The following is a 22,335-nucleotide window of genomic DNA, read 5'->3' on the forward strand; positions in this document are numbered from 1 at the left end:
TTTTTTTCGACCAAGGAGTTTCCCGATGAGCGATTTGTCCGAACAACAGAACATCGACGGCGCCCCCGCAACCTGGGAGCGGCCCGAAGGCGCGAGCCTCGAAGCGTGGATGGCCACCCGCATCGCGCGCTATTCGACCCGCAAGTACGACTGGGACGCCCTGAAGTTCCAGGCCGACTTCGATCCCAAGTTCCGCCGCGCCCAGATGCGCTATGTCGGCACCGGCGGCACCGGCGTCGCGAAGGACGTCAACACCGTGCCGGCCGAGAACTTCACTTTCTCGACGATGGTGATCCCCGCCGGCCACGAAGGCCCGCCGCACCTGCACACCGACGTGGAGGAAGTGTTCTTCCTGATCCGCGGCAAGCTCAAGGTCGTCATCGAAAAGGATGGCGAGCGCTTCGAAACCATCATGACCGACCGCGACCTGATCTCGGTGCCCCCGGGCGTCTACCGCGAAGAGATCAACATCGGCGACGAAGACGCGCTGATGTGCGTGATGCTCGGCGCGAAGAAGCCGGTGACGCCGACGTACCCCGCCGATCACCCGTTGGCCCAGGTCAAGCGCTGAGCCTCGAGATGAGCGATACCGCCGTGATCGACGCACTGTCTCCACCGCCTGCCGAGCTTGACCGGCTCGATGCGCGCTTTCCGGCGCGTCGCGTCTCGGTGGGCGAGGGCGCAATGGTGTCCGTGCGCGAATGCGGCACGGGGCCCGTGATGGTGTGCCTGCATGGCATCGGATCCGGCGCGGCATCGTGGCTCGATACGGCATCGCTGCTCGCGCCGTGTGCGCGGCTGATTGCATGGGACGCGCCGGGCTACGGCGAATCCACGCCGCTTGCACCCGAAGTGCCGACCGCCGCTGACTATGCGGCGCGCCTCGGTGCACTGCTCGATGCGATGAAGATCGAATCCTGCGTGCTGGTCGGGCATTCGCTCGGTGCACTCACCGCCGCTTCGGCCGCGCGTCCAGCGTCTCCGCTTGCAGCCCGTATCCAGCAACTCATCCTCATCAGCCCGGCCAGCGGCTACGGCACGCCGGCACGCGCCGAAGCCAGCCAGCGTGTTCGCGCCGAACGCCTCGACACGCTCGCCCAGATCGGCGTGGCCGGCATGGCCGCGAAGCGCTCTGGCCGCCTGCTGTCCGACAACGCCAGCGAACTGGCACGTCAATGGGTGCGCTGGAACATGGCGCGCCTGAACGAGTTCGGCTATCGCCAGGCCGTGGAACTGCTTTGCGGCGGCGACCTGCTGGCCGACCTGCCGCCCGCGATGCCCGTGCGCGTGGCCTGCGGCGCGCTCGACGTGATCACGCCCCCGGCCGGCTGCGCAGAGGTCGCGCAGACGTGCAGCGTGTCGCTCGAACTGATCGAGGGCGCGGGGCACGCGAGCTATGTGGAGCAACCCGCCGCGGTCGCCGCGATCCTGCGCGTTGCACTTTCTTCCTGAACATCCAAAACGAGGCAATCGGACACCTATGACCACCACTGGCAATGACGAAATGGAAGAGGGCTCGGACCGCTACAACGTCCCTGCGCTCGAACGCGGCCTGCGCGTGCTCTGCGAGTTCAGCCGCGAAAACCGTTCGCTCTCCGCGCCCGAACTCGCGCGCCGCTTCGCGCTGCCGCGCTCGACGGTGTTCCGTCTGCTGACGACGCTCGAGAACATGGGCTTCCTCGAGAAGGCCGAAGGCGGTCGCGACTACCGCCTGGGTCTTGCCGTGTTGCGCCTCGGCTTCGAGTACCTGGCCTCGCTGGAACTCACCCAGCTCGGCACGCCGCTGCTGCAGCAACTGTGCGAAGAGTTGCGCACGCCCTGCAACCTGGTGGTGCGCGATGGCCGTTCGATCGTCTACGTCGCGAAGGTCGCGCCGCCGACGCCCTTTGCCAGCTCGGTCACCGTTGGCACCCGCCTGCCCGCGCATGCCACGGTCCTCGGGCGCATCCTGCTCGAAGACCTGACGCTGCCGCAATTGCGCGCGCTGTACCCCGAGGACAAGCTCGAAACCTTTTCGCCGAGCACGCCGAAGTCGGTCGACGAACTGTTCGACATGGTCCAGGCCGACCGCACGCGCGGCTATGTGCTGGGCGAAGGCTTCTTCGAATCGAACATCTCCAGCATTGCCGCACCCGTGCGCGACCACACCGGCCACATCGTGGCGGCGCTGGGCGCCACGATCACCTCGGGCCATATCGAGGAAGACCGCATGGACGAGATGGTGCAGCGCGTGCGCGACACCGCGGAAGCCATCTCGGGCCTCCTGAACTATTCGCCCAAGGTCGTTCCGCTCCGAACCGGCAAGCGCGCCTGAGTCCCGAGTCTTGCGAATCACGAACATGACGACGCCGACCCTTTCCTCCTCCTTCTTCGCAGCCGATGCGCTGGCCGGCCGCGTGGCCGTCGTGACTGGCGGCTCCTCCGGTATCGGCCTCGCGACGGTCGAACTGCTGCTGGACTGCGGCGCCGCGGTGGCGCTGTGCGGACGCAATGCGGAGCGGCTCGATCGCGCCGTGGCCGATCTGCGCGCTAACCGCCCGGCGGCCAGCATCTTCGCGCGCACCTGCGACGTGCTCGATGCGGCTTCGGTGCAGAGCTTCGCCGCCGAGAGCGAAGCCGCACTGGGCCCGGCCTCGATGCTGATCAACAACGCGGGGCAGGGGCGTGTCTCCACCTTCGCCAACACCGAGGATGCAGCCTGGACCGAAGAGCTGCACCTCAAGTTCTTCTCCGTCATCAACCCGACGCGCGCCTTCCTGCCGCAGCTCACGGCGCAGCGCGTGGTGCTCGGCGACGCCGGCATCGTCTGCGCCAATTCGCTGCTCGCGCGCCAGCCCGAGCCGCACATGGTCGCGACGTCGGCTGCGCGTGCCGGCCTGCTCAACCTCGTGCGCTCGATGGCCACCGAGTTCGCGCCGCATGGCGTGCGCGTCAACGGCATCCTGATCGGCCTCGTCGAGTCGGGCCAGTGGCGCCGCCGCTTCGACGCGCGCGAAGACAAGTCGCTCGACTGGTCCGCCTGGAGCCGCCAGCTCGCGCAAGACAAACACATTCCGCTGGGTCGCCTGGGACTTCCGATCGAAGCCGCTCGCGCGATTCTTTTCCTGGCTTCGCCCCTCGCCTCGTACACGACGGGCGCCCACATCGACATCTCTGGAGGCCATTCACGCCATGCATAACCCCAACAACACCGTGACCGTCGGCGCAGTCGTCGCGGCCTTCCTCGAGCAATGCGGCGTCAAGGCTGCGTTCGGCGTCATTTCGATCCACAACATGCCGATCCTGGACGCCTTCGCCCAGCGCGGCGCGATCCGCTTCATCTCGGCGCGGGGCGAGGCGGGCGCCGGCAACATGGCCGATGCCTATGCGCGCTCCACCGCCAGCCTGGGCGTGTGCGTGACCAGCACCGGCCCGGCCGCGGGCAACATTGCCGGCAGCATGGTCGAGGCGCTGACCGCGGGCGCGCCGCTGCTGCACATCACCGGCCAGATCGAGACGCCCTACATCGACAAGGGCATGTCGTACATCCACGAGGCACCGGACCAGCTCACGATGCTCAAGGCCATCTCGAAGGCCGCCTTCCGCGTGCGCAGCGTCGAGAACGTGCTCGGCACGCTGAAGCGTGCGGTGCAGGTGGCGATGACCGCGCCCACCGGCCCGGTGAGCGTCGAGATCCCGATCGACATCCAGTCCGCGCTGGTCCCGATGCCGGCCGACCTGTCGCCGCTGCCCATCGAGCGTGCCGTGCCTTCGAAGGCCGGTCTCGATGCGCTCGCCGCTGACCTGGCCAAGGCCAAGCGCCCGCTGCTGTGGGTCGGCGGCGGTGCACGCCATGCAGGCGCAGCCATCAAGCGCCTGCAGAAGCTGGGCTTCGGCGTGGTCACCACCACGCAAGGCCGCGGCACGGTGCCCGAGGACGATGCCGGCTCGCTCGGCGCCTACAACATCCAGAAGCCCGTCGAGGACTTCTACCAGACCTGCGACGCCATGCTCGTCGTCGGTTCGCGCCTGCGCGGCAACGAGACGCTCAAATACGAGCTGAAGCTCCCGCGTCCGCTCTACCGCATCGACGCCGACGGCGCCGCCGAAGGCCGCTGCTACGCGACCGACGCCTTCGTCTGCGGTGACTCCGCGCTGGCCCTCGAAGGGCTGGCCGATCGCCTCGAAACCGCCAAGTACAAGGCCGATCCCAAGCTGCTGGCCGACCTGCGCGCTGCGCACGACCAGGCCGTGGCGACCCTGCGCGACGGACTCGGTCCGTACGCAGAACTCGTGCGCCAGATTCAGTCCGTGGCGGGCCGCAACTTCAACTGGGTGCGCGACGTGACCGTCTCCAACAGCACCTGGGGCAACCGCGAACTGCGCGTCTTCGAACCCGGCGCAGGCGTGCACGCCACCGGCGGCGGCATCGGCCAGGGCATGCCCATGGCCATCGGTGCGGCCATCGGTGCGGCAGTGACCGGCTCGGGCCGCAAGACCTTCTGCCTGGCCGGCGACGGCGGCTTCATCCTCAACCTGGGTGAGCTGGCCTGCATGGTGCAGGAGAAGGCGCCCATGGTGATCGTGCTGATGAACGACAAGAGCTACGGCGTCATCAAGAACATCCAGGACGTGCAGTACGGTGGCCGCCGCTGCTACGCCGAGCTGCACACGCCCGACTACGACCTGCTGTGCAAGTCGATCGCGCTGCCGCACGCCCGCGTGCAGAGCATGGACGACCTGCCGGCGCGCCTCGATCAGGCATTGTCGATCGACGGCCCCTTCCTGCTGGAGATCGACATGCTGTCGATCGGCGGCTTCAAGAGCACCTTCGCGGGCCCGCCGACCAACACGATCACGCAGATCCCCGCGCTCGGCGCGGCCGAGTGAGCGAAGGCACTCGCATGTCGTCCATCACGCGCATCGCTCTCATCGGCTGCGGAGCGATCGGCACCTCGGTGCTCGAATTGCTCCAGTCCGACGCGAACCTCGAAGTCCGGGCCATCGTCGCGCAGGCCGATACGCTGGCATCGGCGCAAGCCACGGCCAAGCGGCTCGCGCCGCGCGCGCAGGTCGTGTCAGCGGTGCCCGCCGAAGGCATCGACCTCGTCGTCGAAGCCGCGGGCCATGCGGCGATCGAGGCGCATGTCCTTCCGGCCCTGCAGCGCGGGACGCCCTGCATCGTGGCTTCCGTCGGTGCGCTCTCAGCCCAGGGGCTTGCTGAAAAGCTCGAAGCCGCCGCCGTCGCAGGCGGCACGCAGGTGCAACTGATCGCGGGCGCCATCGGTGCCATCGACGCGCTCGCCGCGGCCCGCATCGGCGGACTCGACACCGTGCGCTACACCGGCCGCAAGCCGCCGCACGCGTGGAAGGGCACACCGGCCGAGCAGGGCCGCGACCTGTCGGCCCTGACGAGCGAAACAGTGATCTTCGAAGGCAGCGCCCGCGAGGCGGCCATGCTCTACCCGAAGAACGCCAACGTCGCCGCGACGGTGTCGCTCGCGGGGCTCGGGCTCGACCGCACGCTGGTGCGGCTGATCGCCGACCCGGCCGTCACCGAGAACATCCATGTGATCGAGGCCGAGGGCGCCTTCGGCAACTTCGAGCTGACCATGCGCAACAAGCCGCTGGCGGCCAACCCCAAGACATCCGCGCTCACCGTCTACAGCGCCGTGCGCGCAGTGCGCAACCGCGTCGCGGCACTGGCGATCTGAACGACCCGAACCGAGAGAACCCCATGATCTCCTCCGAATTGCTCCCCCTCAACATCGCCGGCGAATGGCGCCTGGGCGGCGGCGAAATCTATGAGAGCCTCTACCCGGCCACCGGAGAGCCGATCGCGCGCCTGCAGGCCGCGAGCCTGGCCGACGTGGACGAAGCCATCACCCGCGCGCACCAGGCCTTCCTGAGCAGCGGCTGGGCGCAAAAGCTGCCGCACGAGCGCGCCGCCGTGCTGCACCGGGTCGCCCATCTGATCCGCCAACAATCGGAGACGCTGGCGCAGAAGCAGCGCCTGGACAACGGCAAGCCCATCAACGAAACGCGCGCGCTGGTGGCGAGCGCGGCGGCCACCTTCCAGTTCTTTGCGGCTGCGCTGGAGACGCTCGAAGAAACCATCACCCCGTCGCGCGGCTCCTTCGTCACCATGAGCGTGCATGAGCCGATGGGCGTGGTCGCCGCCATCACGCCGTGGAATTCGCCGATCGCGAGCGAAGCGCAGAAGCTGGCGCCCGCGCTGGCAGCCGGCAATGCCGTGGTCGTCAAGCCCGCTGAAGTCACGCCGCTGATGGCGCTCGAACTCGCACGCATCTGCGAAGAGGCCGGCGTGCCGAAGGGCATCGTCAGCGTTTTGCCGGGCAAGGGTTCGGTCATCGGCGATGCGATCACCAAGCATCCGCTGGTCAAGCGCGTGTCCTTCACGGGCGGCACGACCACCGGCAAGCACATCGCCCACATCGCGGCCGACAAGATGATGCCGGTGTCGCTCGAACTTGGCGGCAAGTCGCCCACGATGGTCCTCGAAGACGCGGACCTCGACCATGCGGTCAACGGCGTGCTCTACGGCATCTTCAGCTCGTCGGGTGAATCGTGCATCGCGGGCTCGCGCCTGTTCGTCGCGCGCTCGATCTACGACGAGTTCCTGACCCGTCTCGCCGAACGCGCCAACGCCCTGCGCGTGGGCGATCCGGCTTCGGAAAGCACGCAGATGGGTCCGCTCATCACCGCACGCCATCGCGAAGGGATCGAGCGCTATGTCGAGCTCGGCGTGCAAGAGGGCGGCCGCATCCGCACGGGCGGCGTGCGCCCTCACGGCAATGGACTGGACAAGGGCTATTTCTACACGCCGACCATCCTCGAAGGCCTGACGAACAGCGCCCGCATCAGCCAGGAAGAAATCTTTGGCCCGGTGCTGGTCGCCATGCCTTTCGACAACGAGGAAGAGCTGATCGCGCAGGCCAACGACAGCATCTACGCACTCGCCGCCGGCGTTTGGAGCCGTGACTTCAAGCGCGCCTGGCGCCTCGGCCGCGCGGTGCAGGCCGGCACGGTCTGGGTCAACACCTACAAGCAGTTCTCGGTCTCGACGCCCTTCGGTGGCTGGCGCGACAGCGGCCTTGGCCGCGAGAAAGGCCGCGAAGGCATCTTCCAGTACATGGAGCAGAAGAGCATGTACTGGGGAACGAACGAGCAGCCCTTGCCCTGGGCGAACGTATGAACACCCCCCAGGCTTGCCCACTTCGTGTGGCCGCCCACCCCCTTGAAGGGGGCAATACCAGCGGCCCGGCAAAGCCGGTTCCGCGGTATTTCTGGAATGGAGAATTGAAATGAGCGTATTGGGCATCGACCAGATCACCTACGCGGCAGACGACCTCGCGACCTGCCGCACTTTCTTCCAGGACTGGGGCCTCGCGCTCAAGTCGGAAGCATCCGACCAACTCGTCTTCGAGTGCCTCAATGGCTGCAAGGTTGTCGTTGCGGCGCTGGACAAGCCCGGCCTGCCGCCCGCGATGGAAGAGGGCCCGACGCTGCGTGAAGTGGTGTGGGGCGTCGAGAGCGACGCCGACCTGGACCGCTATGCCGCAGCCATCGCGAAAGACCCCGGCTTCGTCGACAGCATCGTCGAAGGCGCACGCCGCATCGGCTGCATCGACCCGAACGGCCTTGCCGTGCGCCTGCAGGTCAGCCGCAAGCACCCGATCGAGATCGACTGCGGCGCGATGAACACGTGGAACGCCAAGCCGCGCGTCAACCAGGCCGCGCCGATCTATGACCGCGCCTTGCCGATCGAAGTGGGTCACGTCGTGTTCTTCGTGAGCGACGTGCTCGCGACCAGCGCGTTCTACCGCGATCGATTCGGCTTCGTCTCGTCGGACAGCTACCCCAACCGCGGCGCCTTCATGCGCTGCGCACCGAGCGGCGGTCATCACGACCTGTTCCTGCTGCAGATCCCTTCGGGCAAGCGCGGGCTCAACCACGTGGCCTTCACCGTGCGCGACATCCACGAAGTGTTCGGCGGCGGCCTGCACTTCTCGCGCAAGGGCTGGGAAACGCAACTCGGGCCGGGGCGGCATCCGGTGTCGTCGGCTTACTTCTGGTACTTCAAGAACCCCGCCGGCGGCCTGATCGAGTACTACGCGGACGAAGACCAACTCACGGCCGACTGGCAGCCGCGTGAGTTCGAACCCGGACCGACGGTGTTCGCCGAATGGGCGGTCGATGGCGGCCTCGACGGGAACACCCGCCGCCAGAAGAACGTGGAAGGGCCGCAAGGCAAGTTCCTTACGGAGGAGAAATGACCCCCAGTCTTCGCGCACTTCGTGTCGCTACGCCAACCCCCTTGCAGGGGGCAACACCGGCGGCCCGGCAGAGCCGGTTCCGCGGTGTTCTCCGAACGGGCATCGCTGCGCTCGCCGCCGCGGTGTGCTGCGTGCCCGCGATGGCACAGAGTGATGCACAGAAGCAGCTTTCGAGCGATCGCTTCACCATCGTTTCGCCGTTCCCGCCTGGCGGCCCGGTCGATACGCTGGCCCGCGTCCTCTCGGACGGCCTCGCCAAGCGCTATGGCCAGGCGGCTGTGGTCGAGAACCTGGCGGGTGCCGCCGGCAACATCGGCATCGACAAGGTCAAGCGCGCCAAGGGTGACGGCCACACGCTGCTGGTGGTGCCTGCGGGCAACCTCACGATCAACCCGACCTTGATGCCGAACTTCCCGTTCAACATCGAGAAGGACTTCGTGCCGGTCACCATGCTGGCGAAGGCGCCCAACGTGCTGGTCGCCTCGCCCGACTCCGGCATCAAGACGGCCAAGGAACTGGTGGCGCGGGCGAAGGCCAAGCCCAACACCTTGTCGTATGCGTCGCCCGGCGTCGGCAGCGGCCTTCACCTGGCGGGCGAACTCTTCAAGCAGCAAGCCGGCGTCGACCTGCTGCACGTTCCGTACAAGGGCACCGGCCCCGCGCTCAACGACGTGCTCGGCGGCGTGGTGCCGTTGATGTTCAGCAACCTGCCGGCGACGCTGCCCTTCATCAAGAGCGGCAAGCTGGTCGCGCTGGGCGTGACCGAAGCCAAGCGCAGCCCGGTCGCACCCGAGATCCCGACGCTGGCGGAGCAGGGCATCCAGGGCGTGAACGTGACCTCGTGGTACGGCCTTCTCGCTCCCGCCGGCACGCCGCCCGCCATCGCAGAACAGCTCGCGAAGGATGCGGCCGAGATCCTGGCGCAGCCCGATGTGCGCGACCGCCTGCAGGCGCAAGGCATGACGGCCGCCACGATGAAGCCGGCCGAGTTCGCCTCCGCAATGCGTGACGAAACAGCGGTGTGGGCCCGAATCATCAAGGCCCGGAACATCGTTGCCGAATGACTTGAACATCAATTCCGAACGACCCCTTTTCTTCGATGGAGCGAACCATGACCGACCGTTATCTCGATCCCCACCAGGCGCGCCAGCGCACCCCCACCACCTACGAAGACCTGCTCGGCGATGCCATCGAGCGCGCCTTCGCGGCCGGTATCCACGACCTGCCCGGCCTGGTCGAACAGCTCAACCAGAGCGGCCTCGCCAGCCCCAGCGGCAAGCTCTGGACCGAGGCCATCTATCGCGAAGAAATGGCCGCCCTCGGCGCCTGAGTCTTCGATCGTCCCCTTTTCCCCATTCAAGAGGAACCGTCATGACCACCACCCACGATGACCCGGTCGACCAACTGCTCGAGATCGGCCTGAAGGATCTCTGGTATCCGATCTGCCCGACGAGCTTCATCAAGGAATCGCCCGTCTCGCTGCGCCGCCTCGGCCGCAAGTTCGCCTTCTGGCGCGACCATGCCGGCAAGCTGCATGCGCTCGAAGACCGCTGCCCGCACCGCGGCGCGCCGCTGTCGCAGGGCGTGATCCTCGGAGACCGCCTGTCCTGCCCGTACCACGGCGTCGAAGTGCGCTGCGATGGCGTCGTCACCCGCGTTCCCGGCAGCCCCGGTTGCAAGCTCGAAGGCTCGCAGGCCACGCGCTTCTATCACGTGGAAGAGCGAGCCGGCGCGGTGTGGCTCTACAACTCCAAGGAATCGGTCGAGACGCCGCCGCCGCTGGTGCTCCCCGAGCAGCTGACCGACGACGCGCAGTACTCCAGCTTCCTTTGCTATGCGGAGTGGAAGGGCGACTACCGCTACGTGCTGGACAACGTGATGGACCCCATGCACGGCACCTTCCTGCACAAGCAGTCGCACTCGATGGCCGAGGGCGACTCCACGGCCAAGTTCGGCATCCGCGCGACGGACACCGGCTTCGTGTTCGAGAAGGAAGGCCAGCGTAACGTCAACTTCGACTGGACCGAATGGGCCGACACCGGACTTCACTGGATGCGGCTGGAGATCCCGTATCCCAAGACGGGCGGCCCCGGCGGCAACTTCATCATCGTCGGCAGCTACACGCCGATCTCGCCGACGCTCTCGTGCGCCTTCCACTGGCGCGTGCGCAAGCTGCCGGTCGGCTGGGAGCGCGACACCTGGCGCTTCCTCTACAAGAACCGCCTCGAGGCGCGCCACTGGCACGTGCTCGAACAGGACCGCGTGCTGATCGAAAACATGGAACCCGACGCCAACAAGCACGAGCAGCTCTACCAGCACGACCTCGGCGTCGTGCGCCTGCGCCGCCACCTGCGCGGCCTGGCGACGCAACAACTGGAAGGCGCGAACGCGTCATGACCCTCGCCGCATTCGCGCGGCTCGACATCGACCCGCGAACGGCCCCCTGAACTGAATCGTTTCCCCGAGGTTCCCGCCATGTCATCCCCCACGCTGAACGCCCTGGTGCACACGATGCGCTACGAAGCCGACGGCATCGTCAGCGTCGAGTTCCGACCGGCCACGCCGGAAGTGGACTTCCCCGCCTTCGAAGCCGGTTCCCACATCGACCTGCACCTGCCCAACGGCCTGGTACGCAGCTATTCGCTGTGCAACCCGTCGACCGATCGCCAGCGTTACGTGGTCGGCGTGCTGAACGATCGCAAGAGCCGGGGCGGATCGCGCTATGTGCACCAGCAGCTGCGCGTGGGCATGACGCTGCCGATCTCGGTGCCGCGCAACAACTTCAAGCTCGAAGAGGGCGCCGAGCGCTCGGTGCTGGTGGCCGGGGGGATCGGCGTGACGCCCATCTGGTGCATGCTGCAGCGGCTCGTGGCGATCGGCAAGCCGGTCGAACTGCTGTACTGCGCGCGGGCCCGCAAGGAAGCGGCCTTCGTCGAGGCCATCACCGCGTTGGCGGCCGAGAAGTCGGTGCAACTCACCTGGCACTTCGACGAGGAGAAGGGGGGGCCGCCCAATCTCGCGGCGCTGCTCGGCGACAAGGGCGCCGACAGCCACTACTACTGCTGCGGCCCCACGCCGATGCTCGATGGCTTCGAAAAGACCTGCGAGCAACTCGGCTACCCGCACGCCCACATCGAACGCTTCGCGGCGGTTCATGTCGAGGCGCCGAGCGCAACACAGAGCTACATGGTCGAGTGCGCGAAGAGTGGCAAGACCGTGGAGGTTCCCCCAGGCAAATCGATCCTCGACAGCCTGATTGACGCGGGGCTCAATCCCGATCACAGCTGCAAGGAAGGCGTGTGCGGCGCTTGTGAAACGAAGGTGCTGGATGGAGAGATCGACCATCACGACGGCATCCTCACCAAGCTGGAACGTGCGTCGAACAAGACCATGATGATTTGCGTATCGGGCTGCAAGCGCGGCCCGCTCGTGCTCGACATTTAGCCGCCTGCCAGCGTCAGCACATTTCCCCAAGGAAAGAGGCAATGCAAGCCAGAGCATTTCGTTGGTATGGCGTCATCACGCTGTTCGTGATCGTTGCCATCTCCTATGTCGACCGGATCAACATCGCGGTCCTGATCACCGACTCGGCGTTCCTGGAACACGTGGGGATCGCCAAGGGCGATCGCGTGAGCCAGGGGCTCCTGGCCACGGCGTTCATGGTGGGCTACGGGGTGTCGGCCTTCGTGCTGACGCCGTTCTGCGCGGCGCTGTTCGGCGTGCGGCGCAGCCTGATCATCGGCCTCGGGCTGTGGGGCGTCGTGACCTTCATCACGCCCTGGTTCAACGGCTACGGGATGCTGCTCGCATCGCGCGTGCTGCTCGGCGTCTCCGAAGGGCCGCTGTTCTCTCTGGCTTCGTCGTACATCAAGGCGCACTTCGAAAGCCACGAGAACGGAAAGCCCAACTCCTTCGTCAACATGGGGACGGGCCTGGGCCTGGCATTGGGCTATCCGCTCATCGGCTACATGCTTGCCTGCTTCCATTGGGAAACCTCGTTCTACGTGCTGGGCGTGGTGAACATCGCCCTCGGCATTCCGCTGGTGCTCGCCTTCGTCAAGATGCCGACCGCATACGGCGGCACGCGGAAGCCGAAGTCCTTCGGCGATGCGATGACGCACGTGGGCGACATCGTCAAGGGAGCGCTGCAGACGCGCTACCTGGTGCTGATCACGGTGCTGACTTCCGCGACGCTGGCCTATCTCTGGGGCAGCAGCAACTGGCTGCCGACCTACCTGAAGGAGGCGCGCGGCTTCTCGCTCAAGGAGATGGGCTGGCTGGCTTCGCTGCCGCAATACGCGACGGTCCTGGCCGTGCTGCTGGGCGGCGTGATCATCGACAGGATCGAGCGTCAGCGTGTGCCCTTCATCTTCATGTGGGCGAGCGTGGGCGTGGCGCTGTCGGTGCTGCTCGCCATCAATGCGCAGGACCGCTACCTCGCGGCCTATGCGTTGATCGCGGCCAACTTCTTCTGGGGATTGCAGAGCCCCGCGATTCCGAGCACGGTGCAGTATTGCTCGCGCCCCGAGCATGTCGCCAGCGCCTTCGGCGTCGTCAACGGAACCGGGAGCCTGGTCGCCGGATTCATGCCGGCCCTGATGGGCGGCGTGATCACAGCGGTGTCAGGCGGCCAGGGCGCTTCCGGCGGCGCCGCATCGGGCTTCTTCGCGGGATTCGCGCTGCTCATTGGCACGCAACTCGTGGTGTTCGCGTGCGGCTTCGTGCTGTGGCTGCGCGAGCGACGGCATGAACTGCCGGGCGTGGGCGCGACGCTGGCGTAAGCCAGCCCGGGGCGGGCTTAGTTTTTATAGCTCGGGTCGACGCGATCCAGCTTGCGGATCAATGACGGCCAGACGAATGCCCCGCCCATCCCGCCCGTCTGCACCTTCATCGCGTGGCCCACGCCTTCGACGATGCGCGGGTCGACCTGCGTCAGCTCCCCGCCGCCGGCTTGCGCGGCGATCTGGATCTGGCAGGTGTTCTCGAAGGTATACATGCTCAGGAAGGCGTCCGCGATCGTCTTGCCGACCGTGAGCAGTCCATGGTTGCGCAGCATGAGGAAGTTCGCGTTCCCCATGTCGGCCTGCAGGCGCGGCTTCTCGTCGTCGCGGAAGGCCACGCCTTCGTAGTCGTGATAGGCCAGCGACGCGAGCACGAAGGTCGATTGCTGGCTGATCGGCAGCACGCCGTTCTTTTGTGCGCTCACCGCGATGCCCGCACGCGTGTGGGTGTGGAGCACGCACTGCACGTCTTCGCGTGCCGCATGCACCGCGCTGTGGATGACGAAGCCCGCCGGGTTCACGGGGTAGGGCGACTCGATCACCTTGTTGCAGTCCTTGTCGACCTTGATCAGGCTCGACGCGGTGATCTCGTCGAACATGAGTCCGTACGGGTTGATCAGGAAGTGGTGCTCCGGTCCGGGCACGCGCGCGCTGATGTGCGTGAAGACGAGATCACTCCAGCCATACAGCGCGACCAGCCGGTAGCAGGCCGCGAGGTCCACGCGCAGCTGCCATTCTTCGGCGCTCACGAGCTTCTGTACTTCGCTTTGGGAGGTGGCGTTCATCGAGGGTCTCCTGGGATGAGTGGGGGTGCTGTCAGGCGGCGGCCGTCTCGGCCGTCACCGCCGATTTGTAGATGCTCTGGCGGGGCTGCGCCATCACACGTCGCAGCATGGGCTCGAATTCGCTGATCGGCAAGGTCTCGGCCTTGGCATCGAAGGCGGGGTTGTCGTACAGCTCGCAGAACTCCGCAGTGCGCTCGAAGTTCGGGTGGCTGCGGAAGTTCTCGCGCAGGTCGCGGTCGAGGCCGATGTGGTGGAAGAAGTAGTGCCCCTGGAAGATGCCGTGGTGCTGGACCATCCAGTGGTTCTCCTCCGTCACGAAGGGCTTGAGGATCGCGGCCGCGATATCGGGGTGGTTGAAGGTGCCGAGCGTGTCGCCGATGTCGTGCAACAGCGCGCAGACCACGTACTCCTCGTCGCGGCCGTCGCGCAGGGCGCGGGTGGCGGTCTGGAGCGAGTGCGTGTAGCGGTCGATCGGAAAGCCGCCGTAGTCGCCTTCGAGGATCTGGAGGTGCTTGATCACGCGCTCGGGCAGGCCGGTCGCGAACTGCATGAATTCGCCGCCGATCACTTGCCAGTCTTCGCGTGTGCTGTCCTGCATGCGGACGAAATTCGCTCTTGCGTTCATCGTGGGGTCTCCTGTGGGTATGCGGCCCACTGTAGACCTGTGCGTGACGCTCAACTGTCAGGAATTTGACAATGGGGCGCCCTCGTAAACCCCACTCGACCCTTGCCTTCACTGCCTCGACCGCTGCAGCAACTCGGCAGTGCGGGATAGCCCTTGTCGTCAGCGAAGGACGCGTCCGTCCTTGGTGATGCTGATGAGATCGATGGTCCTCCCCGGGTCGCGCAGGCCCGGCCGCAGGTTGATGCGGAAGCCGCCGACGTCGTAGTCCGTCATGCCCGCCATCACGCGCTGCAGTGCCGCGGGCGTGAAGCCGCGGCCGGCGCGCTTGATGGCTTCGCCCGCCGCCTTGGTGGCGATGAATCCCTCGAGGCCTTCATAGGAAGGGGACTGGTCCGAGTTGTCGACGGCGGCGAGGTACTCCTTGACGATCGGGATCGCCGAGGAGCGCGGCGAGGGCACCACCTGCGAAATCACGATGCCGCCGATGTCCTTGCCGAGTTCTGTGTAGAGCGGGTCGATGCCCACGATCGAGAACGCCATGAAGGCGCCGGCATAACCGCCCTTGCGCAGCTTCCGGATCACATTGGCCGTCGTGGTCGACAGCGACACCAGGATGATCGCCTGCGGCGACTCCTTCTGCACCGCCGAGAGCGCTGCATCCAGCTTGTCCCCGCTGGCGGGCACGAGCGCGCTGGTGACCAGCGGGGACAGCTTGAGTTCGGTGACGGCCTGCTGCACGGCTGCCAGGCCGGCACGACCCATGGCGTCGTCGTCGCCGATCAGCGCGATGCGCGTCTGCCCGACCGTGGCGCACTGGCGAACGATCTTGAAGGCTTCGTCGGCCATGCTGGGCCGGACATGGAACACGTTGGGATGGCTCGCTGCGCGCAGGTTGTCCGCAGCGGCGAAGGGGGCGAACAGGACCGTCCCCTGCTGCGCCGCGGCGACCGCGCCGGCTTCGCTGCTGGCGGTCCCGACGAAGCCGAAGAGCATGTCCGCCTTGTCGGCGGTCAGGAGGGTGCGGGCATTGGCGGTCGCGCGCGCAGCGTCATAGCCGTCGTCGAGCTGCACCAGCTTGAGCTGGATGCCGCTGCTCGCGCTGCTTTCATTGAACCCGCTCGCGTAAAGGCGGCAACCCGCGGCGAATGCAAGGCCGATCTCGCTGGCGGCACCGGTCAACGGGACCGACTGACCCAGAACCACGGTGCGCGCGCCTCCGGCGCTGCCCGCGGGGCGCGTTGTCGTCTGGGCATGGCTGATCCGGCCGGAACACAAGCCTCCACCGACCACCAGCGCGGCACCCGCCGTGCCGAACCAGGCCCTGCGTGACAGGTTCATCGGGACACCTTTCGTTGTAATTGACAAAAAAATGTAGCAACTTCGATGCCGCAATAGAAGGTACTAAGTCACGCACACGCCATGGATGGGGCACTTCTGGCACCTTCGGCGCCTGAAATCGCCGGTTGATGGCTCGAAATTTGTAAACTTTTGTATGTTCAGTGTGGCTTTTTGCACAGTGCGAAAGTGCCGTCCGCTGTCAACATTCCGCCTGGACCGGAATCCATCCGGCTGGATGAAATGAAGCAAACGTCAATCGATATCGCACTGCTGGAAAGCGCCTTGGCCACCATCGAAAGGGTGCTCGCGCACGCCGACAGCGAACTGCAGGGCACCCCCTATCGCGGGCCCACCGCCAACGTTCCCCTGGAAGCCCTGCGCACCGAGGAGCAGCAGTTCCGGGCGAGCGCCGCCCAATCCGCCATCAACATCTGTCTCAGTTCCGCAGCCGCGCTGGTCGACGTCAGCCAGGCGCTCATGAGCAAGCCGGTCGATCGGTCCCGCGAGGAACTGGAGCGCGACTGGCAGGCGCTGATCACCCACACCAAGATCGCGAGCCGCTCCGCCTACCGGGCGGCGCTCATCATGGCGGCGCAGAAGAACGTCCTTGCGGCGCAAGGCCTTGCGCCGGAAGCGGAAGATGTCCCCGCCGTGCACCACTGACGTACGGCCGACATGCAGGTGAGATGCCCGATCTGCGACACCGAGAACCGCGGTATCGCCAAGTTCTGCATCGAATGCGTCAACCCGCTGCCGACGGCATTCGCCGCGCCCGGATTTGCTCGGACGGAATATGCCCCGCCGCCGGAAGCGCCACGCAAATCCCGGTCGACGACTGCATTCACTCCGATCGATGCGCCGAAAAGGAGCTTGTGGTTCAGCGTTGGTGGCCTCGTCCTTGCGCTGACCGTGGGTACGGCGGCAGGCTGGATGCTTGCGGGCCCGGGTGCTGTCTACAAGACGGAGCCGGGGGCGAGCGCGGTCCAGATCGCCATGCCGATCGCGTTGCCGGCTCCCACGGCGGGGCCGACGGGGCCGGTTCCGGTCGAACCCGTGGCGGCCGTGAAGCGGCCCAGTTCGCTGTCTCCGTCATCTCCGCCATCTCCGCCATCTGCGCCATCCCTGCAGGAGGAAGTCGCCAAGCCTGTCGCAGTGTTGCGACCGAACCGGCAGCATGCCGAAGCGGTCGATCCGAGTGCGGCCTGCAGCGGGTTGAACTTCTTTTCCGCGGCGCGTTGCATGGCTGCGCAATGCCTCAAGCCTGCATTCAAGCCTCACCCGCAGTGCGAAGCGGTGCGCAGGCAGCAGCAGCTCGAGGAAGAAAAGCGCAATCCGATCCTGGCGAACTGAGCCTGAGCGGTCAGCGGCGTTCGAACACCACGTCCCACACGCCGTGGCCCAGCTTGAGTCCGCGGTTTTCGAACTTGGTGAGCGGGCGATAGGCGGGCTTCGGCGCATAGGCCTCCGCCGTGTTGCGAAGCAGGGGCTCCTGCGAAAGCACTTCGAGCATCTGTTCGGCGTAGGGCTTCCAGTCGGTGGCGCAATGCAGGTAACCGCCCGGCGCGAGGCGTTCCGCCAGCTTGCGAACGAAGGGCGACTGGATCAGCCGGCGCTTGTTGTGCCGCGTCTTGTGCCATGGGTCCGGAAAGAACACATGCACGCCGGCCAGCGTTGCCGGCAGCAGCATGTGGTCCAGCACATCGACCGCGTCATGGGCGCAGATGCGGATGTTCTGGAGGTTCTGCTCGCCGATGCGCTTGAGCAGCGCGCCGACACCGGGCTCGTGCACTTCGCAGCACAGGAAGTTCTTCTCCGGCATCAGCGCGGCGATGTGCGCCGTGGCTTCGCCCATGCCAAAGCCGATCTCCAGGATGGTCGGCGCATTTCGGCCGAAAGTCGCTTGGAAGTCGAGCGGCGCGGCGGCGTAGGGCAACAGGAACTTCGGGCCGAATTCTTCGTACGCGCGCGCCTGCCCGTCGGTCGTGCGGCCGCCGCGCTTGACGAAGCTTTTCAGGCGGCGGTGGAGCGGGTGCGCCTCACCGGTGAGTTTTTCGACGGCGGGACTGTCGTCCGGCGGGTCGCGGGGGAGGTCGGTAGTGGGGCTGGTCATCACGGCCCGGGATTGTAGAGATCGCGCCATTGCGGCACCCAGGCCGCGAGCGCTTCGGCTGTGGAGGGCGCATTCGTCTCGGTCAATCCCAGCACGCGTGCCGCCTTGACCAGGGCCGCCAGTGAATCCTCCGACGTCGCAGTGTTCAGGGGCGTTGCGCCGTTCTGCTTGGAGAGCTTGTCGCCGTCCGCGCCGAGCACGAGCGGCGTGTGCAGGTAGCTGGGTGTCGGCACGCCGAGCGCCTGCTGGAGGAGGATCTGCCGCGCCGTGTTGTCGGCCAGGTCTTCGCCGCGCACGACATCGGTCACGCCCTGATCGGCGTCATCCACCACGACTGCCAGTTGATAGGCCCACGGTCCGTCGGCCCGCTTGAGCACGAAGTCGCCGACGTCGCGCGCCACGTCTTGCGACTGGTTGCCGAGTCGTCGGTCCGTCCAGTGAAGCAGGTCCGGTGCATGGTTCGACTCGAATTTCGTCGCAGCGAAACGCCATGCGCGCGCCGCCTTGCCGTGCAGGCCATCGCGGCAGGTGCCCGGATACACGCGTTCGCCATGACGGGTATGCACGACCCCGCTGCGCGCGAGCGCCGCGTCGATGTCCTTGCGCGAACAGCCGCAGGGGTAGGCCAGTTGCGAGGTCTTGAGTTGGTCCAGGGCCCGTTCGTAGAGCGCGGTGCGACGGGTCTGCCAGACAGGCGAATCGTCGGGCGTCATTCCGCAGGCAGCAAGTTGCCTCAGGATTTCGTCCCCTATGCCGGGCAGGCAGCGCTCGGTATCGGCATCTTCGATTCGCACGAGCCAGCGCGCCTTCGGGCCTCGGGCCCGCACATCCAGCCAGCTTGCAAGCGCCGCGACGAGTGACCCGGCGTGCAATGGCCCCGTGGGCGAGGGCGCGAAGCGGCCGATCCGGATCATCGCCTCGAAGCGGAATCAAGCCACCTTGAGCGCCAGCGTCAGGCCCGAAAGGAACGCGTCCTCGACGCGGTGACCCGTGCACCAATCGCCCGCAACGCCGATGCGCGCCTTGGCGTCCCAGAGATGCGGCTTGCCGACCGGCACCTGCGTCTGTGCCTCCGGCCAGCAACGCGCCTGGGCGTGCGAGGGCTCCGCACGGATGCCGGTGATTTCCGAAAAGGCGCGAAGCAGCTTGGCTTCCACGCGCGGCGCGTCGTCGCGCAGGTGTTCCTGCGACCATGCCGCGCTGGCCTGCAATGTCCAGCGCTCGATACGGTCGCGGCCCGGCTTGGACGATTCGCGCGCGAGCCACGCCACGCGGTGGTGCGTGCTGCGCGCTGCATTCCATTGCGGCCCGAGGTGCGACATCGTTGGCTGGTTGGCCTGCGGGAAGGCGATCATCAGCGTCCAGCACGGCGCGATGCGGACGGCTTCGATTTTCTGGCTGATGTCCTGCGAGAGCTTGCCGTCGTCCAGCAGTGCGCGGGTGCGTCCGGGCGGCACGGCCAGAAGCACCGCGTCGAAACCGGAGTAGACGTGGGTCGAATCGTCGACGCCCGCGGTGCGCAGTTGCCAACGCCTGGCGTTGAGCGAATCGGGTTCGATGTGGGTGACTTGCGTTTGCGTCAGCAGGGAGTCGCCCAGGGGCGTGGCCCAATGTGCAACCAGCGCGTCCATCCCGGGTTGAGCGACGTAGTGCGGCTCGAGTGCGGGCAGGGCGGCCTCGGCGACGCGGCCATGGGGGTCGAGCACGCGAACGAGGTTCGCGCTCCAGGGCTTGAAGACCTTGGGCGTGGTTTCAAGCACGCGCGCGAAGCGCGGATCGCGCACGGTGAAGTACTGCGCGCCGCTGTCGAAGCGGCCGAAGGGCGTGGACTCGCTTGCCATGCGCCCACCGACATCGGCCTGGCGCTCGAACACGGTGACGCGGTGCCCCGCCTGGAGCAGCGTGCGGGCGCATGCCACGCCCGCGACGCCCGCACCGATGACGGCGAAATGGCGCGATGCGTTGGATCGGTGGCGGTCGGCGACGGGTCGAATGGTCATGGCAGTCTCATGTTGGTGTGGCAGTCGAAGCACTCTAACCTCATCGGCCGCGGTGGCGTTCGAGGAGGGCGCGGCGTGTTCCTTCGTGTTCGAATTGCGCCAGCCACCACTGCATCCCGCGTCCGGGCTTGCCGGCCGTGGGAACCCGCCAGGCGCAATGCATGGTCGCGACGGGCGGAACACGCTCGGTGCGTCGTTCGACAAGATGACCCGCCTCGATATACGGACGCGCCATCGGCTCCGGCAGGAAGCCGCCGCCCAGCCCGTGCAGTTGGGCCGCCAGCTTGGCCTGCATGGTGGGCACGGTGAGTACATCCTGCCCGCCGACCAGGTTCACCGTCATGCTCGGCCCCGCGCGCGACGAGTCCGCCGCAGCCACGGCGCGGTGCTGACGCAGCACCTCGTCGCTGAGCGGCTCGGCGATCCGGGCCAGGGGATGGTGTGGCGCCACCGCGTAGACGAAGGTCAGGATGCCGAGCGGACGGCTGCGGATGCCGGTCGCCGTGAAGGCGAGACTCGCCGCGTCGAGCACCGATCCGACCGCGAGATCGGCTTCGCCGCTGGCCAACGCCTCGATCGTGCCCAGCAGGGTCTCATCGCGCAGCTTGAGCCGCGTCGGCGGATTGAGCTCGTAGAAGGCGGTGGCGAGGTCGAGCAGCGGATCGCGTGCGATCACGCTGTCGACCGCGATCGTCAGCATCGGCTCCCAGCCCGTGGCGACGCGCTTCACGCGGTTGGCGACCGAGTCGATCTCGCCGAGCAGGCGGCCGGCTTCACGAAGCAGTTCCTCGCCGGCTTCCGTCACCCGGGCCTGCCGGCCGCTGCGGTCGAACAGCAGAACGTCGAGCGCATCCTCGATCAGGCGCACGCGGTAGCTGAGCGCGCTGGGCACCACGTTCAGCGAACGGGCCGCCGCGGCAAAGCTGCCGGTGCTCGCCACGGTCTGCAGCATCGACAGCGCATCGGGGGTCAGGACGTCGCGGGCTGTGGGCATGGGTGACGATCGTTCAAATGATTTGAATGATGCCATCAAACCGCAGCGCTTTTCGAGCAGGGTTGCGGACCTAAAGTCACACACATCCGCTGCGCACAGGGCGCGGCATTTCGAAGGCCCTCGAGACGAGGGCAGGAGTTCAACGATGTTGCAAGTCCGTAAATCCCAGGAACGCGGTTATGCCGATCACGGCTGGCTGCGCTCCTTCCACAGCTTCTCCTTTGCGGGGTACTACGACCCCGCCCACATGGGTTATGGCAACCTGCGCGTGATCAATGAAGACCGCGTCGCCGCGGGCGCCGGGTTCGGCACCCATGGCCACAAGGACATGGAAATCATCAGCTACGTACTGTCGGGCGAGCTCGCTCACAAGGACAGCATGGGCAATGTCGAATCCATTCCGCCGGGCGACGTCCAGCGCATGAGTGCCGGCCGTGGCGTGATGCACAGCGAGTTCAACCACAAGGCCGACGAGACCACCCACTTCCTGCAGATCTGGATCCAGCCGAACGTGCGCGGCATCCCGCCGAGCTACGAGCAGAAGACGTTTGCCGAAGCCGAGAAGCGTGGCAAGCTGCGGCTGGTTGCGTCCCCGGACGGAGCCGACGGCTCGGTGCTGGTGCATGCCGACGCGCGCCTGTTCGCAGGCCTGATCGACGGCGACGAAAAGGCCAGCCTGACGCTCGACCCGAAGCGCAAGAGCTACGTGCACCTGGTGCGCGGTGAGCTCGAAGCCAACGGCACCAAGCTCGCCACCGGCGATGCAGCCCTGCTCGAAGGCGAATCGCAACTGACGCTCGGCGCCGGCAAGAATGCCGAAGTGCTGGTGTTCGACCTCGCGGCCTGAAAGCGCGCAACTTTTTTTCAACCCAGGAGTAAATCCCCATGTCCACTACCACCGCAAACTACGCCGCTCCGGCAACCGCAGGCGCTGCGCAAGACACGCTGGCACTGATTGGTCGCGTTCTGATCGCGTTGCTCTTCGTGCCTGCGGGCTTCGGCAAGCTCACCGGCTTTGCTGGCGTTGTCGGCTACATCGGCGCGGTCGGCCTGCCGCTGCCGGCGCTCGGCGCGGTCATCGCGATCGTCGTCGAACTCGGTCTCGGCCTGTTGCTGCTCGTCGGCTACAAGACGCGCATCGTGTCGATCATCCTGGCCGTGTTCACGGTCGCAACGGCCGTGTTCTTCCATAACTTCTGGGCCATGCCCGCCGACAAGGCGTACGTCAACCAGCTGATGTTCTTCAAGAACATCGCGATTGCCGGCGGGCTGCTTGCGATCGCCGCCCTAGGCGCTGGTCGGTTCAGCGTGGACAAGAAGTAACCCCGGGGGCCTGTTGCTCGCCCCCAGGCTACGCGCACTTCGTGTCGCTTCGCCAACCCCCTTCCGGGGGCAACACCTTCGGACCGGCAAAGCCGGTCCGTGG

Annotated in this window: 24 protein-coding genes; 17 read left to right on the forward strand and 7 right to left on the reverse strand. The window is 66.7% G+C overall.

Annotated features, from left to right (window positions below; all coding sequences use genetic code 11):
- Nucleotides 1-25: 25 nt before the first annotated feature.
- The 13 genes from AC1D3B_RS23460 to AC1D3B_RS23520 all read left to right on the forward strand — a co-directional run bounded on the left by AC1D3B_RS23460 (nt 26) and on the right by AC1D3B_RS23520 (nt 13,057).
- The gene (locus AC1D3B_RS23460; RefSeq protein WP_478193074.1) at nt 26-571 is read left to right on the forward strand and encodes a cupin domain-containing protein; all 546 of its coding nucleotides are present in this window, start codon (nt 26-28) and stop codon (nt 569-571) included.
- An 8-nt stretch (nt 572-579) separates the two neighbouring features.
- Complete coding sequence (locus AC1D3B_RS23465) at nt 580-1,452, forward strand: alpha/beta fold hydrolase (protein ID WP_478193075.1); 873 nt, start codon at nt 580-582, stop codon at nt 1,450-1,452.
- Between the two features lie 28 nt (nt 1,453-1,480).
- A complete protein-coding gene (locus AC1D3B_RS23470) occupies nt 1,481-2,314 on the forward strand; it encodes an IclR family transcriptional regulator (RefSeq protein ID WP_478193076.1) in 834 nt (277 codons plus the stop codon).
- Between the two features lie 25 nt (nt 2,315-2,339).
- On the forward strand, nt 2,340-3,179 hold the full coding sequence (locus tag AC1D3B_RS23475; protein WP_478193077.1) for an SDR family oxidoreductase: 840 nt from the start codon (nt 2,340-2,342) through the stop codon (nt 3,177-3,179).
- Nucleotides 3,172-4,869, forward strand: coding sequence for a thiamine pyrophosphate-binding protein (locus AC1D3B_RS23480; protein WP_478193078.1), 1,698 nt, complete (start codon nt 3,172-3,174; stop codon nt 4,867-4,869). The genes AC1D3B_RS23475 and AC1D3B_RS23480 overlap by 8 nt, the downstream gene beginning before the upstream one ends.
- Nucleotides 4,870-4,883: 14 nt before the next feature.
- Nucleotides 4,884-5,693 (forward strand): aspartate dehydrogenase, encoded by an 810-nt coding sequence (locus AC1D3B_RS23485; RefSeq protein ID WP_478193079.1) that lies wholly within the window; start codon nt 4,884-4,886, stop codon nt 5,691-5,693.
- 23 nt (nt 5,694-5,716) lie between these two features.
- Entirely contained in the window at nt 5,717-7,195 is a 1,479-nt protein-coding gene (locus tag AC1D3B_RS23490) for an aldehyde dehydrogenase (protein WP_478193080.1), read from the forward strand.
- A 109-nt stretch (nt 7,196-7,304) separates the two neighbouring features.
- Complete coding sequence (locus tag AC1D3B_RS23495; protein WP_478193081.1) at nt 7,305-8,276, forward strand: VOC family protein; 972 nt, start codon at nt 7,305-7,307, stop codon at nt 8,274-8,276.
- A gap of 140 nt (nt 8,277-8,416) precedes the next feature.
- Nucleotides 8,417-9,340: a Bug family tripartite tricarboxylate transporter substrate binding protein gene (locus tag AC1D3B_RS23500; RefSeq protein ID WP_478193191.1), complete on the forward strand. Its 924-nt coding sequence runs from the start codon at nt 8,417-8,419 to the stop codon at nt 9,338-9,340.
- 47 nt (nt 9,341-9,387) lie between these two features.
- Nucleotides 9,388-9,606, forward strand: a complete 219-nt coding sequence (locus tag AC1D3B_RS23505; protein WP_478193082.1) for a recombinase-like helix-turn-helix domain-containing protein — start codon at nt 9,388-9,390, stop codon at nt 9,604-9,606.
- 41 nt (nt 9,607-9,647) lie between these two features.
- A complete protein-coding gene (locus AC1D3B_RS23510) occupies nt 9,648-10,673 on the forward strand; it encodes a Rieske 2Fe-2S domain-containing protein (RefSeq protein WP_478193083.1) in 1,026 nt (341 codons plus the stop codon).
- 78 nt (nt 10,674-10,751) lie between these two features.
- Nucleotides 10,752-11,720 carry a PDR/VanB family oxidoreductase gene (locus tag AC1D3B_RS23515; protein ID WP_478193084.1) on the forward strand — a complete coding sequence of 323 codons (969 nt, stop codon included), beginning with the start codon at nt 10,752-10,754 and terminating at the stop codon, nt 11,718-11,720.
- A gap of 41 nt (nt 11,721-11,761) precedes the next feature.
- On the forward strand, nt 11,762-13,057 hold the full coding sequence (locus tag AC1D3B_RS23520) for an MFS transporter (RefSeq protein ID WP_478193085.1): 1,296 nt from the start codon (nt 11,762-11,764) through the stop codon (nt 13,055-13,057).
- Between the two features lie 17 nt (nt 13,058-13,074).
- Here AC1D3B_RS23520 and AC1D3B_RS23525 read toward each other — a convergent pair whose 3' ends face one another.
- The 3 genes from AC1D3B_RS23525 to AC1D3B_RS23535 form a co-directional block, all read right to left on the reverse strand.
- Nucleotides 13,075-13,842: a class II aldolase/adducin family protein gene (locus tag AC1D3B_RS23525; protein ID WP_478193086.1), complete on the reverse strand. Its 768-nt coding sequence runs from the start codon at nt 13,840-13,842 to the stop codon at nt 13,075-13,077.
- 31 nt (nt 13,843-13,873) lie between these two features.
- Nucleotides 13,874-14,467, reverse strand: coding sequence for an HD domain-containing protein (locus tag AC1D3B_RS23530; RefSeq protein WP_478193087.1), 594 nt, complete (start codon nt 14,465-14,467; stop codon nt 13,874-13,876).
- 159 nt (nt 14,468-14,626) lie between these two features.
- Complete coding sequence (locus AC1D3B_RS23535; protein WP_478193088.1) at nt 14,627-15,805, reverse strand: ABC transporter substrate-binding protein; 1,179 nt, start codon at nt 15,803-15,805, stop codon at nt 14,627-14,629.
- A gap of 240 nt (nt 15,806-16,045) precedes the next feature.
- On the opposite strand from AC1D3B_RS23535, the gene AC1D3B_RS23540 reads away from it, so the two are divergent.
- A complete protein-coding gene (locus AC1D3B_RS23540) occupies nt 16,046-16,468 on the forward strand; it encodes a hypothetical protein (RefSeq protein ID WP_478193089.1) in 423 nt (140 codons plus the stop codon).
- 207 nt (nt 16,469-16,675) lie between these two features.
- The gene (locus AC1D3B_RS23545; RefSeq protein WP_478193090.1) at nt 16,676-17,155 is read left to right on the forward strand and encodes a hypothetical protein; all 480 of its coding nucleotides are present in this window, start codon (nt 16,676-16,678) and stop codon (nt 17,153-17,155) included.
- A gap of 10 nt (nt 17,156-17,165) precedes the next feature.
- On the opposite strand, the gene trmB is transcribed toward AC1D3B_RS23545, so the two are convergent.
- The 4 genes from trmB to AC1D3B_RS23565 are packed head-to-tail and all read right to left on the reverse strand — an operon-like array spanning nt 17,166 to nt 20,909.
- A complete protein-coding gene (gene trmB, locus AC1D3B_RS23550) occupies nt 17,166-17,915 on the reverse strand; it encodes a tRNA (guanosine(46)-N7)-methyltransferase TrmB (protein ID WP_478193091.1) in 750 nt (249 codons plus the stop codon).
- Nucleotides 17,915-18,829 carry a tRNA glutamyl-Q(34) synthetase GluQRS gene (gene gluQRS, locus AC1D3B_RS23555; RefSeq protein ID WP_478193092.1) on the reverse strand — a complete coding sequence of 305 codons (915 nt, stop codon included), beginning with the start codon at nt 18,827-18,829 and terminating at the stop codon, nt 17,915-17,917. Before gluQRS ends, trmB begins: the two co-directional genes overlap by 1 nt.
- A gap of 15 nt (nt 18,830-18,844) precedes the next feature.
- A complete protein-coding gene (locus tag AC1D3B_RS23560; protein ID WP_478193093.1) occupies nt 18,845-19,915 on the reverse strand; it encodes an NAD(P)/FAD-dependent oxidoreductase in 1,071 nt (356 codons plus the stop codon).
- Between the two features lie 40 nt (nt 19,916-19,955).
- Nucleotides 19,956-20,909 (reverse strand): LysR family transcriptional regulator, encoded by a 954-nt coding sequence (locus tag AC1D3B_RS23565; protein WP_478193094.1) that lies wholly within the window; start codon nt 20,907-20,909, stop codon nt 19,956-19,958.
- A gap of 145 nt (nt 20,910-21,054) precedes the next feature.
- Here AC1D3B_RS23565 and AC1D3B_RS23570 point away from each other — a divergent pair, with 145 nt between their 5' ends.
- Together AC1D3B_RS23570 and AC1D3B_RS23575 are read left to right on the forward strand one after the other, a co-directional pair.
- Nucleotides 21,055-21,756, forward strand: a complete 702-nt coding sequence (locus tag AC1D3B_RS23570) for a pirin family protein (protein WP_478193095.1) — start codon at nt 21,055-21,057, stop codon at nt 21,754-21,756.
- A 38-nt stretch (nt 21,757-21,794) separates the two neighbouring features.
- On the forward strand, nt 21,795-22,232 hold the full coding sequence (locus tag AC1D3B_RS23575; protein WP_478193096.1) for a DoxX family protein: 438 nt from the start codon (nt 21,795-21,797) through the stop codon (nt 22,230-22,232).
- The last annotated feature ends 103 nt before the right edge of the window (nt 22,233-22,335 follow it).

The organism is Variovorax sp. P5_A3, assembly GCF_056400665.1.